Source organism: Microbulbifer variabilis ATCC 700307, assembly GCF_000380565.1.
Lineage (GTDB): Bacteria > Pseudomonadota > Gammaproteobacteria > Pseudomonadales > Cellvibrionaceae > Microbulbifer > Microbulbifer variabilis.
Window position 1 is genome coordinate 274,701 of record NZ_AQYJ01000027.1, and the last position, 14,790, is coordinate 289,490.

The window sequence follows — 14,790 nt, forward strand, 5'->3', positions numbered from 1 at the left end:
GCCGGCAATTTTTTTACTTGCCCTGGAGTCGCAGTAAGCCGGAAGCAGCTATACCGCCAATGGCACAAGCCAGGATTATAACTAACGGAGTCAGTTGCCCCAGCATAAAGGCGCCGTAGTCGTAACCGCGCTGGGGCAGCAGGTAGAGCAACATTAAGCCAGCTGGCACCAATGAGAGCAGTGCGCCACGCAAAAGCCAGGTATTTCGCCAGGGTAACAGGAACAACAGCCCACAAAGGCCACCCCAAACAATACGCTGGTATAAATAGGCGTTGCTTAGCCGAGGAGCCAGATCCACTCCCAGCCACTGAGTAAAACCGTATTGCCCCATAGCCCAAAGGCCAAGCGCATAACAAAGCCCGCCAAAACAACCAACAGCAAAACACACGGATAATTTGCGTACCAACTCACGCACAGCCAGTTCCTCTAATTATTGTTGTTATTCAATTCCCGGCGCAGCCTGGCCATCACGGGGGTCACCAGTGGGCGTACACCACGCCATAAGAAAAATGATTCCGCTGCCTGCCCCACCAACATACCTAACCCATCTGCAGCCTCGATACCCAAACCATGAGCCCAATGCACAAAAGGAGTGGCTCCGGTGGCATACACCATGTCGTAGGCTTTGCCCCCCTGAGCGAACAGGTGATCCGGCAATGGCGGCAGCTCATTGTCCAGGCTGGCGGAGCTGGCATTGATCACCAGGTCAAAACTACCACACAACCCCTGCAAACCACCTCCGCTGAGGGCGCCATAATGGGAGAATTCATCTGCCAATTGTTCAGCCCGGTCTGCGGTGCGATTAGCCACATGCAAATGAGCCGGCTGCTCTGCCAGCAGTGGTAAAAGGGCTCCGCGCGCAGCACCGCCAGCGCCCAGCAGCAGAACTCGCTTGTCACGAATTGGCCATCCCAGGTTGTCACGGATATCGGCCACCAAGCCGGCACCGTCGGTATTGTCACCCAGTAGCCGCCCATCTCGTCGAAGTATCAGAGTATTCACTGCTCCGGCAGCGGCAGCGCGCTCGGTGAGTTCATCCGCTAACTCGCATGCCTTCAGTTTAAATGGCACCGTAACATTCAAACCACGGCCACCCTCGGCAAAGAAAGTACGCACGCTATGGGCGAATCCATCCAGAGGTGCAAGCAATTTGCTATAGGTAAGATCCTGGCCGGTTTGCTCGGCAAAAGCGATGTGAATTTCTGGGGAGAGGGAATGGGCAATAGGATTGCCCACAACTCCATAGCGATCACTCATGAAAGTGACCTCTTGCGCGCCCTTGCCGCTTCGCGAATTTTGGCGCTTTCATCGACAATAATCAGACCGTCTATCTTAAGCCCCGATTCTGTCTCGGTGAGCAAATAGCGGGTTTGGGAGCTGTAAAGCTCAACTGCTTTTTCTTCTCCCTTGGGGTGTAGCAATGTCCAGCGCACACTGGCCAGGCTACTGAATTCATTCAACTCGATAACCTCTGTTACTGTGCCAAGGATCTGACAAACCTCTAAACGACGATAGGCGTTTAGTAGCTTGCTTACTTGCTTTACAAAAGCCTCGCGATCAATTGCCGATTTACTGCCGTCCTCATGGTAGTAATGTAGGGGAAAACGGTAAAAGTCGGCAATCTGCTCAGCATCCCCTGTTTCAAAGTGGCGTCGGTAGTCAAGAAACAGTGAATTGATGCCTTCCAGTCGCGATTGATGCACGGCATACCTCCGTTGTGACAAATTCCCTGGCTATAGCCAGTCCCGATGTGGCAGAAAATCTGTATAGAGTTTTTCCTCTGCTGAGCCCGGCTCGGGGTGCCAGTCGTACTTCCAACTGACCAATGATGGCAGGGACATCAGGATCGACTCGGTACGCCCACCGCTTTGTAAACCAAACAAAGTGCCGCGATCGAACACCAGATTGAACTCCACATAACGGCCACGACGGTACAGTTGAAATTCACGTTCGCGCTCGCCAAAATCAGTGTCTTTTCGCTTTTGCACTATGGGCAGATAAGCATCCAAGTAGCTGTCGCCCACGGCACGGGTAAAGGCAAAAGCATTGTCGAATCCCCCCTCGTTAAAATCGTCAAAAAACAGGCCACCCACTCCGCGAGCCTCATCGCGATGCTTCAGGTAAAAATACTTGTCACACCATTGCTTGAAGCGTGGGTAGGTATCCTCGCCAAACGGGGCACATGCCTGCTTGGCTGTGCTGTGCCAGTGCACAACATCCTCTTCAAAACCGTAGTAAGGGGTAAGGTCATATCCCCCTCCGAACCACCATATTGGTTCGGCACCGGGCTTTTTAGCGACAAATAGACGTACATTGGCATGGCTGGTGGGCACATACGGGTTACGAGGGTGAATTACTAGGGAGACACCCATGGCCTCAAATGAACAACCGGCCAGTTCAGGACGGCTCGCTGTAGCAGAGGGCGGCAGGCCATCGCCGTAGACGTGGGAAAAATTCACACCGCCCTTCTCTATCAGGTTGCCCTCTTCCAGCACTCGGGTTCTCCCGCCGCCACCGCCAGGTCTCTCCCAGGCATCCTCATGAAATTTCCGCCCATCCTCGGCGCCCAGGGCATCGCAGATGCGATCCTGCAGATTCAGCAGGTAGGCTTTTACTTCCTTGGTATCTATATCATTCATGGGGAACACTGCTTTTGCTTATCAGAAATCAACCACCCGCGCGCATCAATTTTCCGCTGAGCAGATCGCGGATTTCACTTGGTGAATTGCGGCCGCCGGTGGAGCCTCCACCGACAAAGTCGAGCGCATCGCCGAAATATCGCAATACCTGGTACTTATAGCGAGCGGGCTGACATCCCGCCGGGTTGGCAGAAGTGGATACAATAGCACCGCCAAAAGCGCGTGTTAACGCTGCGGTGAATGAGTGGTCAGTGCAACGCAAGGCCACTGACGGATGGGCGCCACAGACCCAGTAGGGGATGCGGCCCAAATGGGGAACCAACCAGGTAACCGGACCAGGCCAGGTTGCATGCAATTGCTGGCGCTGCTCATCACTGAGGGGGTCGAGTAATTCGCTAAAACTCGCCTCCTCTCCGGAAACCAGGATCAGGCCCTTCTCCAGTGGACGGTTCTTCAATTGCAACAAACGCCGAACCGCCTGTAAATTATTTGGGTCACAGGCGAGCCCCCACACAGATTCGGTAGGGTGGGCAATAACACCGCCCGCCGCCAGGGCTCGGGCGGCCTGCTTTACAGCGAGCGGTGAATACAACATAGCGACGAATTACTTGGTTTTGCGCTGCTGCAGGTCTTTTTGCAGCTGCTCATCCTTGGCAATAATCGCTTCGGCATTGGCACGACGTTCATCTACCAGCTTCTGGTGCATTTCAGCATCAGAAGAACCGATAATCTGTGCAGCCAGATAGGCTGCGTTCTTGGCACCAGCCTTGCCAATCGCCACAGTTGCCACCGGGATGCCACCAGGCATTTGTACGGTGGATAACAGGGCATCCAGGCCATCCAGGGAAGCGTTAATCGGCACACCTATCACCGGCTTCAGGGTGGTGGCAGACACTGCACCAGCCAAGTGCGCAGCCATACCCGCGGCACAGATAAAGGCTGCACAGCCGCGCTTGTCGGCATCGGTAACGTAATTATGTGTGGCTTCCGGGGTGCGGTGGGCGGAAGTGACTTTTACCTCAAAAGGAATATCGAACTTTTCCAACACACCAAAGGCGGCTTCCATGACTGGCAGATCGGAGTCGGAACCCATCAGGATTGCTACAAAAGGCTTGCTCATTTCAACTCTCTTTACTGTCGAAGCGGGGGAAGCGCGGCAATCTAGCCGATTGTGCAGTTGGGCACAAGGTGTTGCCGCTACCAACAACTCCTTCTGGTTAATATTTGAACATCCTTGTTTTGCCGAAATGAGCCTCTTCCAGTTTTACCTGGTTAGAGCCACGCCTGACTCACGGGTTCCACCACCATGGGCGTGTGGTTTCTGGATGTCTGACCCTTCCAATCGAAGATACTGGCTTTATATCTCTTATTCCGAGAGTATCCAGTTTTTTCCTGTAACGTTCTTGATCCCCATCAGTTACCGAAAGGGTCAACGCTTGCCTGAAACTCTTCCGGTAGCCACCATCACCAACCTTGAAGCGGGCCATCCCCAGGAGAAAATGAAAACGGTGATCAGCTCTTTCCAGAGAGATCGCGTCCTTGGCCCGCTTGAGTGCCAATTCAAAGTGCTCTTGTTTATAGGCAGCCAAGGCCATGCCATACCAGTAGTAGGGATTTTGTTCTCGATACCCCTGTAGCCGCTCAGAGAGAATATTCGCCAAATCAAAATCACTGCGGTTTCTGAGTGCTCTCTCCAAATTACTCAGGGCAATCAAATTAGTATTATCCAGTCCAAGAGATACCCCGTAGGCATCGACAGCTTGGTCTGAATACCCCGCAGAGCGATAGATTGCACCCAAATTATTCCAAAGGTCTGACGCATCGGGAGACAAGGATAAGGCTTTGCGTAAGTAAATAAATGCCCGATTTATATCTCGCTTAGAAAGAAAGTCCATCGCCAGATTACTATAAAATCTGGCAAATGCTTCATCATCTCCAAGTGTTTTTTGGCGATAGGCTGGAGTGTAATCAACAAAATTGAAATCCAAGACACGGTGCTCATTTCCAACATCGGCAATGACATTGATGTGTTGGTAAACAAAAGTATGCTGACCTTCAAAATACCGAGTTTCTGGTATAAACACCTCATTAAATTTTATGTCTATATCCAGTTCTCGAGCCATAGCAACCATAAAGGCACTAAACGCCATACAGTTACCCCGCTGCTCTTCAAATACTTTAGAAGCTTCTAGGGTGGCATCAGCATCATAATAAATTGAGAAATTGTTACCTTGTAAACTTCCAACCAGGGTATTAAGGCGATCACTATCGGTTACACCATCGACCGACCCCAAAAGCAACCGCATCTCATCATTCACTGCCAAAATATCTATATCGGGAAGATCGGTATCTGATACCGGGTGCCCCAAAAGAACAGCACCTGAGAGTAAATTTTCTTTTGTGAAGTTTTGTGGTGGCAAAGAATCGGTGATCGAGGGCTGCACTGCACATGCAGCCAAGCCCAGCATCATTATTAGAAGGATAATTATTCTTATAAATTGTATTTTCATAGTTTTGTCCTTCTACGTATTTTCAAAATACATAAAACATGAAATACATTTTTATCATAAAAGTCAGGATAATTTATTGTTAATATCAGATTAATTACATTTACTCACCACAGCTGGACCAACCTGCGGCAGAAAAGACCATGACTATTTGTACAGTCCAGCACCCACCCAACGTATTCATTGCAAGTGTTCAATTTCGCACTTTACCTGTTGAATAAATGGCTACACTGCATCGGCAAGCAACTTCATTTTAAGTTAGATCTTTCTCAGCCAACCTACAGCAAGCAGAACCGCGGGCAGTTAGCTGATAACCACTGGGTAATTCTTCTAAAAGCCCCTCCAGTTCCAACTGTAACAACAACCCCATCAACTCCCCCGAACCTTCCCCACTATCCATAGCCAGTTGCTCAATACTGCGGGGGCCGCCAGCGAGGGCATCCACAATAACCTGTTGGCGCCCCTCTAATACTTCACGGTTTTTTTCCGCTGAAACAGGCTCTGACAGTAGCCCCCCCAACTGGGAGGCGATGTCGCCACTGGTCTCAACCAAAGTCGCGCCCTGCCTGATCAGGTGGTGGCAGCCTTGAGCCATCGGATTGTGAATCGAGCCAGGAATGGCAAACACTTCTCGGTTTTGCTCCAGTGCCAAGCGCGCCGTAATTAGGGAGCCGGAACGCAACGCAGCTTCAACTAATAACACCCCCATAGAAAGCCCACTAATAATACGGTTGCGGCGAGGGAAGTTTTTGGCCTCGGCACTACTACCCAAAGGCAGCTCACTGAGAATCGTTCCGCCCCTTTCGAGAATATCCCCTGCCAGCCTCTGGTTATGACGAGGGTAGATTCGGTCCACACCGCTTCCCAACACTGCAATAGTTGTCCCCCCTCCATACAGGGCTCCGAGATGCGCCGCCGCATCTACCCCCAGGGCAAGTCCAGAGGTGATTGCGAAACCGGCAGTGGCGAGCTCTGCGGCAAACGCGCGAGCATTATCCAAGCCGGCGCTGGTAGCGCGGCGGGCACCCACAATAGCAATCTGTGGCAAGCAAAGGTTTTCTGTCCTGCCGCGAAGATAAAGTACCGGAGGTGGTCGGGAAGTTTCACTTAATAGAACTGGATAATCAGTATCCCCATAACACATTAAATGAATCCCATTCTCTACGCAGCGAGCACGCTCTTCTTCAACCCAACTGATTAGGGCACTCTGGGCCTGCAATCGGGTGAACTCATACCACTGGGATCGAGCTCGTGCTGGGAGTTTAGATAACAGGGTATTGGGGAGTTGCTGCAAGGCTTGAAGCGGGCAACCGAAGTGCTCGAGCAATTGCCAATATCGGGCGGGGCCTATGCCCTCTAGGCGTAGTAGGGCCATGCTTGCGGTTAACGCATCCATGCCGTTTACTCTGTTTTTTGGTTGAGCGGCGGTCCAAACAGCAAGATCCGCCGCAGAGAATAGGGCTACGTTAAGGGTTGCGCACCAGATCCATCACAGCCAGGGGGCGCTCTGCCTCAAGCACCAGGGCGAGACTCATCTTTTCAAAGGTGCGAAATACCATCATCTCACCAGCGCGTTCATCAGGCAATTTCACACTGTCACCGACAATACGATCGCGAACAACGGAGCCGCGCTTGTAAACAGCCATAACATTGCCCGGCTCTATGCCATCGCGGTCTCCCAGATTGAGGATAACCACATCGAACTTACCGATCTGGGTAACTCCTTCATCCACTCCGACAATCAATCCATCTATGGGAAGAGCTGGAGCACTGGGATGAAATAATGCTTCGATTGAGCGTTCCTCTACCGGCATCAAGCGATCTTCCAGGCGAATCTCGCGAGCCGTATTGGCCACTCCCAAAGTGGCTACTGAGAATCCAGGCAGGCTATCCGGGTCCAACTGCAGCAGGTCAACTTCCCCGATACCCAACGCTTGGCGACCAAGGGTTTCATTACTGACAGGATCGGCATAAACCGGTCCGGGACGGTATAGACCATAAGAGGCTAAGGGGGCCTCGAAGTCACCGCGTGCATAAATGGTATCTCCAGCGCCCATCAGGATATGGTTATCGGAACCGGACACCACATAGGGCGTACCTTCAAAAGCGTTGGGTTCAACGATACGGGTACGCGAGAGAAAAGCATTTATTGCATCAAGAGGAATCGCAGGGATAGCATTTTCTACCGCTTCACGGCGGATCTGGGGCGTCAGGCGACTGCCATCCACTCCTGGTGACAGCTGGTAAGCCCGTGGACCGCGCTGGAGCTGTAACTGAGGCTGTCCATCCACATATACCAGGCGCAAGCTGTCGCCGGGGTAGATTAAGTGCGGGTTTTCCACTTGAGGATTTACCTGCCAGATCTCGGGCCAATACCATGGCTGTACCAGAAACTCACTGGAGATATCCCACAGGGTATCGCCCTTCTGCACTACATAAGCATCGGGATGACTGGGGTTCAGGCGTACCTGATCCTGGGCTTCAGTGCCCAGGGCAACCGCCAGCATCGAAACAGCGGCCAGGATTATTTTTTTCATGGAAGCATTCCTATGCTCTTTATCGCTATAATTCTCAGCGCCGGGCTACTCTCTGGTGGAAAGTAACCGGACCCGGGCGCAAAGCGCCAGCGGAAATCAGGGGTCCACTCGGTAAATATTGAGCGCGATCATAATGTTATCAGCGCACGTTCAACGAATACTAGAAGTTTGTCACAGGTGTTATGGCTAAACTCGAGATACTGGAATTTCCCGATCCTCGTCTACGCGAGGTCGCAAAACCGGTCGCTGAAGTGACCGATGCACATCGCCAGTTGCTGGACGACATGTTTGAAACCATGTATGCCGCACCCGGCATCGGCCTCGCCGCTATCCAGGTCAATGTGCAGGAGCGCATTGTGGTGGTGGATATATCCGAGGATGGAAGCGAGCCACTCGGCTTTATCAACCCGGAAATCGAAGTACTGGAAGAGGAAATCCACCAGTACGATGAGGGTTGTCTATCCGTGCCAGGCTTCTACGAGACCGTGGAGCGCCCGCGTAAAGTGCGGATCAAGGCCCTGGATCGCAATGGTGAACCCTTTGCCATTGAAGCAGAGGGACTATTGGCAGTATGTATCCAGCATGAAGTCGACCATCTGGATGGCAAACTGTTCGTGGATTACATCTCCCCACTCAAGCGCAACCGCATTCGCTCCAAGCTGGAAAAATCCCAGCGCCGACGCGCCTGATAAAGAAGGCTGGCCGCCGGCATATCCGGCGCCAGCTATTTCCTCCGATTTGAGAATCAGCCAGTGAATATCATTTTTGCCGGCACGCCGGACTTTGCCGCCGTGCATCTGCAAGCGCTACTAGATAGTGAGCACAATGTCATTGCCGTATACACCCAACCGGACAGGCCGGCGGGTCGGGGCAAGAAGCTGCTGTCCAGCCCGGTCAAGCAATTAGCCCTTTCCTACGATATTCCAGTGTACCAACCACCGAACCTGCGCGACAAAGATGCCCAGGCCGAACTTGCATCTTTACGCGCAGACATAATGGTGGTGGTGGCCTATGGCCTGATTCTTCCCCAGGCGGTTCTGGATACCCCCCGTTTGGGCTGTGTCAATGTACACGCTTCTCTATTGCCACGTTGGCGCGGTGCCGCGCCCATACAGCGCGCGGTAGAAGCTGGGGACCTCAAGAGTGGCGTGGCCATTATGCAAATGGAGGCTGGCCTTGATACAGGGCCGGTTATAGTGGAACGCCATTGTGCCATTGAACAGGATGAGACTGGCGGAAGTCTGCACGACAAGTTGGCAGAGCTCGGCGGTCCTGCCCTGATTGAAGCCCTGACAAAAATGGCTTCCGGCACAGCCAAGCCAGAAATCCAGGATGAAAACCAGGCCAACTATGCTAATAAAATTTCCAAGGAAGAGGCACGTCTAGATTGGCGGCGATCCGCAGAGGAGCTGCAACGACAGATCCGCGCCTTTAACCCCTTCCCGGTTTCCTGGACTACCTACCTCGATAAAAAAGGCGAGCAGCGGTTACGTATTTACAGTGCCGCACTAGAGCGCGGCTGTCACGATCAGGCACCCGGCACTATCCTCGCCAGCGATGATGAAGGTATCCTGGTTGCCTGTGGCCGCGAGGCCCTGCGCCTACAACTCCTGCAACTGCCTGGCAAAAAGGCCCTACCGGCAGCAGAAATCCTGAAAGGCTATCGAGAGCAGTTCGCCCCAGGCACGCTGCTGGGTGAAACAATACGATGAGTAGAGATGTACGCGCCGAAGCCGCTCGAATTATCGCCGCCCTACTGGAAGAGCAGGGTTCGCTGGCACGCCTGTTACCAAAGGCCGAAGACAAGGTAGAGGAGCGCGACCGCGCACTCCTACGCGAACTCTGTTACGGCAGCGCCCGCTACGCACCGCGACTGCAATTAATCGCGGCCAAGCTGCTGCGCAGGAAGCCCGGAGACACCCTGGTCAGCGCTTTGATTCTGTTGGGCCTATATCAACTCGAATACACTCGTATTCCCGATCATGCGGCTATTTCAGCTACGGTAAACGCCGCGCGCAGTCTGGGCTTGGATCGAGCTACCGGGGTGATTAACGGCGTATTGCGCAATGCACTACGCAACAGCGAACAACTACAGCGCAAACTATCCGGCAACCCCCAATTCAGCTCCATACACCCTGCATGGCTACAACAACGTATCAAAGCCGCTTGGCCAGATCGGGCATCAGGAATTTTCCGTGCCAACAACGCCAACCCTCCTATGACCCTGAGGGTAAATACGTGCAAAATTTCCCGTGCGGATTATTTGCAGCAGCTTGCTGAAACCGGCCTATCCGCAGAACCCTGCCCGGTATCACCAGTTGGTATCACCCTGGTTGAGCCGGTATCGGTGGGCGCTTTGCCGGGCTTCACAGAAGGGCTGGTTAGCGTGCAGGATGAATCTGCTCAATTGGCGGCGCTACTGCTCAATCCTCTACCTGGCGAGAAGGTGCTTGACGCCTGTGCGGCACCGGGCGGCAAAAGTTGCCACCTGCTGGAACAACAGCCCACTATTGAGCTAAGCGCACTGGATATCGAGGAAAATCGCCTTGATCGTGTGCGGGAGAACCTCGACCGCTGTGGACTGAGTGCGCAGTTAATCTGTGCTGATGCGAGCGCACCAGAGGCCTGGTGGGATGGGCAGCAATTTGATCGTATCCTGCTCGACGCCCCCTGCTCCGCCACTGGTGTGATCCGCCGCAACCCAGATATCAAATTATTACGACGCGATGAGGATATTGCCGAACTGGCTCGGCTGCAGGGTGAGATATTACGCTCCAGCTGGGGTCTGCTGAAACCCGGTGGCAGCCTGGTTTATGCTACCTGCTCAGTACTACCAACGGAAAATAGTGAAGTTGTCGCGGCTTTCATTGCGGAGACTGTAGATGCGAGCGACAATACTCCTGAACTGCTAAACGGCAAGTCCTGGGGAGAAAAGCAGCCTGTGGGGATACAGCTTCTGCCCCAGAACAGTGGCGGCGACGGTTTCTACTACGCTCTGCTGAGCAAAGCCGAATAACAGCGGCGCGGGCCGCGAGTCTCATCCGATATGAAAATTGTCATTCTCGGCGCCGGCCAGGTGGGCGGCTCACTGGCGGAGGCCCTGGCCTCAGAACGCAACGATATTGTCCTGGTGGACAGCGACGAGAAAACCTTGCGCGAGCTTCGTGATCGTATCGATATCGGCGTGGTTATCGGCCACGCCTCTCATCCTGACGTACTGATGGATGCAGGTATTGAAGATGCCGATATCCTGGTGGCAGTGACCAACAACGATGAAACCAATATGGCGGCCTGCCAGATTGCACACTCACTGTTTCGCGTACCCACTAAAATTGCACGGGTTCGCGCCTCTTCCTACCTGCGTCACCCAGAGCTGTTCGATAACCAGGCCATTCCTATTGATGTCCTGATTAGTCCGGAGCAACTGGTATCAGAATATATTGCACGCTTGATGGAACACCCCGGCGCACTGCAGGTACTGGACTTCGCCGATGGCCGAGTACAGCTTGTTACGGTATTAGCGGTACAGGGCGGCCCTCTGGTGGGGCACCAATTGCGCTACCTGCGCGAACATATGCCAAAGGTGGATACCCGGGTGGCGGCCATCTACCGCCGCAACCGTCCCATAATTCCTCAGGGTGACACAGTTATCGAAGCCGGTGACGAAGTATTCTTTATCGCTGCGCGCGCTGATATTCGTGCAGTAATGAGCGAATTGCGCCGTCTGGAGCACGGCTACAAACGCGTAGTCATTGCCGGTGGCGGCAATATCGGCCTGCGTCTTGCCACCAAGCTGGAAAACCGCTATTCAGTCAAGATTATTGAGCAGAGCCACGAGCGCTGTATCTTCCTGTCCGAAGAGCTTTCCCACACCATTATTTTGCACGGTAGTGCCTCTGACCAGGAACTGTTGCTGGAGGAAAATATCGAGGATACGGATGTGTTCCTCGCCCTCACCAATGATGACGAAGCTAACATCATGTCATCACTGCTGGCTAAACGGCTCGGCGCGCGCAAGGTAATGACCCTCATCAATAACCGTGCTTATGTCGACCTGGTACAAGGTGGTGAGATCGATATTGCAATTTCACCACAGCAAAATACGATCGGTAGCCTGCTTACCCATGTGCGTCGTGGTGACATGGTTAATGTCCACTCCCTGCGCCGCGGTGCAGCTGAAGCCATTGAGGTTGTCGCCCATGGTGATGAACGCACCTCTAAGGTAGTTGGTAAAAAAATTGAGGACATCGACCTTCCCGATGGCGCTTCTATCGGAGCCATTGTGCGTGAGACAGAAAATGGCAGTGAAGTTTTGATGGCCCATGATGATGTGATTGTGCAAAGTGACGATCATGTAATTGTGTTTCTGGTAGATCGCCGCCAGACACGCCATGTGGAACAACTGTTCCAGGTGGGTTTCGGCTTTTTCTAAAGCCAGAATTCGATTTATAACTCCGGCGATCACTACTCCTTTCGTCCACATAAAGAAACTACAGATAACAGGCTAATAGGCGCCAATGCGAATAGCGGTAATTGCGCGAGTTTTTGGAATTCTACTGACGGTGTTCAGCCTGACACTGCTGCCGCCTATCGTGGTGTCCCTATGGTATAGCGACGACACCCACAGTGCCTTTATTGCCGCTTTTGCTATTACCCTGATTACCGGTCTGTTTATGTGGCTACCTGTGCATGACCTGCGCCAGGATCTACGTACACGGGATGGCTTTGTGGTGACTTCGCTATTTTGGCTGATCCTTGGTAGTTTTGGTTCCCTGCCCTTCATTATCAGCCCACAGCCAGACCTGAGTATTACCGATTCGATTTTCGAATCGATTTCCGGACTGACAACCACTGGTGCCACGGTAATTACCGGCCTGGACACTCTGCCTCCAGCAATCCTTTACTACCGCCAGCAATTGCAGTGGTTTGGTGGCATCGGCGTAATTGTTATCGCGCTGGCTATCCTGCCCATGCTCGGTATTGGTGGCATGCAGTTATACAAAGCGGAAATTCCCGGACCGGTGAAAGACACCAAATTAACACCGCGTATCGCCGAAACGGCGCGAGCGTTGATCGTGATTTATGTAATCCTCACTATCCTGTGTGGTATCGGTTACTGGTGGGCCGGCATGACCGTTTTTGACGCCGTTGGCCATGCCTTTTCAACCGTAGCCAACGGCGGCTTTTCCACCCATGATGCCAGTATGGGCTTTTACGCCCACAACCGCGCGATCATGGTGATCTGTATCATTTTCATGTTTACCGCAGCGATCAACTTCGGCTTGCACTTTTACGCCTTTCGTAACAAAACCATAAAGCACTACTGGCGCGACTCCGAATTTCGCTTTTACGTGATGCTTATTTTGGGCGCCGGCTTGCTGATCAGTTGCTACCTGTGGATATTGAATATTTTCTCGCCCGGAAACAGCCTGCTACACGGCTTTTTCCAGGTGGTCTCAATCAGTACTACTGCGGGTTTTGCCTCTGAAAACTTCTCAGCCTGGCCGGTATTCCTTCCCTATGCGTTGCTACTCCTAGGGATTCTCGGCGCCTGTGCCGGCTCCACCTCTGGTGGTATCAAGGCCGTGCGCGGCATGTTGATCATGAAATCCGGCATGCGCGAGCTAAACCGCCTGGTACATGCCAATGCGGTGATCCCCATTAAGATCAACCGCAAAATCGTACCCGACCGCGTAACCGATGCCGTGTGGGGTTTCTTTGCCGTCTATGTGCTGTCGTTTTTTATTCTCTCAATTATTGTGATCGCCACCGGCGAGGATTTTGTTACCTCTGTGACCACCGTAGCCTCCTGCCTCAGTAATATCGGACCCGCGCTCGGGGATGCGGCCTCCCATTATGGCTCCGTCAATGAGGTGGCAAAGTGGTTCCTGATCCTCGCCATGTTGATGGGCCGCCTGGAAATTTTCACCTTGCTGGTACTACTGACTCCGGCTTTCTGGCGCCATTAAAATTGCCCCGTCTCCTTGGACGCTTGACGCATAGCAATATTTTTTAGTTTCTGCCAAAGTTATCTTCTACAGGAAGTAACGAATAAGAACATGGCTGTATGAGCAGAAACACCAGTGAGTTGCTCGGTCAGTTAAAAATTGACCGGGATGCGGCTCAAGAAATACCTTCATCACCGCGGAAAACCCTTTTGGCGGCCTCTATTGGCACCATTGCCGGCCTGGTAATAGGATTTGCCGCTGGTAACTTACTGACGGAAGAGCAGCCCCCTGAGTCACCAGTGCAAGCTCGACCAGAAAACTCCACTGCATCAGCACCTACACACAATTCCCCCGCAAGGATGGAAACCGTCCTCAATGCGTCCGGCTACATTACAGCACGGCGCATGGCCACGGTATCTGCAGAAGTGATGGGCCTGATCAGCAGTGTGGATGTCGAGGAGGGAATGCAAGTCAGTGAGGGCCAGGTGCTGGCACGTCTCGATGATGTAAAAGCACGGGTCAGCTTGGATTTTGCCTTAGCCCAGATAGAGGTGCTGCAAGCCCAGGAAGCCAGTATCAGCGCCAAACTAAAAGAAGCCGAACGACAGTATCAGCGCTTTGCGGGACTGCGCGATAAGAACTATTCGAGCAAAGCGCAGCTTACCCAGAGCCAGGCAAGTGCGGAGGGCCTCAGGGCCGACTTAAGAAGTGCCCGAGCCAACATTGAGGTCGCTAAACTCGAAGCCGAACGTCAGCGCGAACGGCTGGAAGATCACACTATTCGCGCCCCCTTCACCGGGATCGTCACACAAAAAAATGCGCAGCCTGGTGAAATTGTCGCCCCCAGCTCTGCTGGCGGTGGCTTCACCCGCACAGGCATCTGTACCATCGTGGACATGAACTCACTGGAGATCGAAGTAGACGTCAATGAAGCATTTATCGGCCGCGTATCTGCTGGACAGCGGGTAAATGCCAATCTGGACGCCTACCCGGAATGGAATATTCCAGCAACAGTAATTGCCATTATTCCAACCGCCGATCGCGCCAAGGCCACTGTGCGGGTACGTATTGGTATTGATGACAAAGACCCTCGTATCCTGCCGGATATGGGTGTCAAAGTTGGGTTCCTGGCCGGGGAGGAATTGGCTATCTAGCGGCA

The 14,790-nt window shown here is 53.0% G+C and carries 15 protein-coding genes; 6 read left to right on the top strand and 9 right to left on the bottom strand.

Features of this window, described 5'->3' with window-relative positions:
- Nucleotides 1-13 precede the first annotated feature (13 nt).
- The 9 genes from G367_RS0114390 to G367_RS0114430 form a co-directional block, all read right to left on the bottom strand.
- Nucleotides 14-415: a hypothetical protein gene (locus tag G367_RS0114390; protein WP_020413845.1), complete on the bottom strand. Its 402-nt coding sequence runs from the start codon at nucleotides 413-415 to the stop codon at nucleotides 14-16.
- 11 nt (nucleotides 416-426) lie between these two features.
- Entirely contained in the window at nucleotides 427-1,257 is an 831-nt protein-coding gene (gene aroE / locus G367_RS0114395) for a shikimate dehydrogenase (RefSeq protein WP_020413846.1), read from the bottom strand.
- Nucleotides 1,254-1,703: a DUF6841 family protein gene (locus G367_RS0114400; RefSeq protein WP_020413847.1), complete on the bottom strand. Its 450-nt coding sequence runs from the start codon at nucleotides 1,701-1,703 to the stop codon at nucleotides 1,254-1,256. Before G367_RS0114400 ends, aroE begins: the two co-directional genes overlap by 4 nt.
- Nucleotides 1,704-1,733: 30 nt before the next feature.
- The gene (gene hemF / locus G367_RS0114405) at nucleotides 1,734-2,639 is read right to left on the bottom strand and encodes an oxygen-dependent coproporphyrinogen oxidase (RefSeq protein WP_020413848.1); all 906 of its coding nucleotides are present in this window, start codon (nucleotides 2,637-2,639) and stop codon (nucleotides 1,734-1,736) included.
- Between the two features lie 28 nt (nucleotides 2,640-2,667).
- A complete protein-coding gene (locus G367_RS0114410) occupies nucleotides 2,668-3,234 on the bottom strand; it encodes an L-threonylcarbamoyladenylate synthase (protein WP_020413849.1) in 567 nt (188 codons plus the stop codon).
- Nucleotides 3,235-3,243: 9 nt separating this feature from the next.
- The gene (purE, locus tag G367_RS0114415; RefSeq protein WP_020413850.1) at nucleotides 3,244-3,759 is read right to left on the bottom strand and encodes a 5-(carboxyamino)imidazole ribonucleotide mutase; all 516 of its coding nucleotides are present in this window, start codon (nucleotides 3,757-3,759) and stop codon (nucleotides 3,244-3,246) included.
- 169 nt (nucleotides 3,760-3,928) lie between these two features.
- Complete coding sequence (locus G367_RS0114420; RefSeq protein WP_157533529.1) at nucleotides 3,929-5,149, bottom strand: tetratricopeptide repeat protein; 1,221 nt, start codon at nucleotides 5,147-5,149, stop codon at nucleotides 3,929-3,931.
- A gap of 250 nt (nucleotides 5,150-5,399) precedes the next feature.
- Entirely contained in the window at nucleotides 5,400-6,542 is a 1,143-nt protein-coding gene (gene dprA, locus G367_RS0114425) for a DNA-processing protein DprA (protein WP_020413852.1), read from the bottom strand.
- A gap of 70 nt (nucleotides 6,543-6,612) precedes the next feature.
- Nucleotides 6,613-7,683 (bottom strand): LysM peptidoglycan-binding domain-containing protein, encoded by a 1,071-nt coding sequence (locus G367_RS0114430; protein WP_020413853.1) that lies wholly within the window; start codon nucleotides 7,681-7,683, stop codon nucleotides 6,613-6,615.
- Nucleotides 7,684-7,865: 182 nt separating this feature from the next.
- Here G367_RS0114430 and def point away from each other — a divergent pair, with 182 nt between their 5' ends.
- From def to G367_RS0114460, 6 genes are all read left to right on the top strand, one after another.
- On the top strand, nucleotides 7,866-8,372 hold the full coding sequence (gene def / locus G367_RS0114435) for a peptide deformylase (RefSeq protein ID WP_020413854.1): 507 nt from the start codon (nucleotides 7,866-7,868) through the stop codon (nucleotides 8,370-8,372).
- A 63-nt stretch (nucleotides 8,373-8,435) separates the two neighbouring features.
- A complete protein-coding gene (gene fmt / locus G367_RS0114440; RefSeq protein WP_020413855.1) occupies nucleotides 8,436-9,395 on the top strand; it encodes a methionyl-tRNA formyltransferase in 960 nt (319 codons plus the stop codon).
- Nucleotides 9,392-10,699 (top strand): 16S rRNA (cytosine(967)-C(5))-methyltransferase RsmB, encoded by a 1,308-nt coding sequence (rsmB, locus tag G367_RS0114445; protein WP_020413856.1) that lies wholly within the window; start codon nucleotides 9,392-9,394, stop codon nucleotides 10,697-10,699. The genes fmt and rsmB overlap by 4 nt, the downstream gene beginning before the upstream one ends.
- 30 nt (nucleotides 10,700-10,729) lie before the next feature.
- The gene (gene trkA, locus G367_RS0114450; protein WP_020413857.1) at nucleotides 10,730-12,115 is read left to right on the top strand and encodes a Trk system potassium transporter TrkA; all 1,386 of its coding nucleotides are present in this window, start codon (nucleotides 10,730-10,732) and stop codon (nucleotides 12,113-12,115) included.
- A gap of 85 nt (nucleotides 12,116-12,200) precedes the next feature.
- Nucleotides 12,201-13,652 carry a TrkH family potassium uptake protein gene (locus G367_RS0114455; RefSeq protein ID WP_020413858.1) on the top strand — a complete coding sequence of 484 codons (1,452 nt, stop codon included), beginning with the start codon at nucleotides 12,201-12,203 and terminating at the stop codon, nucleotides 13,650-13,652.
- 98 nt (nucleotides 13,653-13,750) lie between these two features.
- Nucleotides 13,751-14,785, top strand: a complete 1,035-nt coding sequence (locus tag G367_RS0114460) for an efflux RND transporter periplasmic adaptor subunit (protein WP_020413859.1) — start codon at nucleotides 13,751-13,753, stop codon at nucleotides 14,783-14,785.
- The last annotated feature ends 5 nt before the right edge of the window (nucleotides 14,786-14,790 follow it).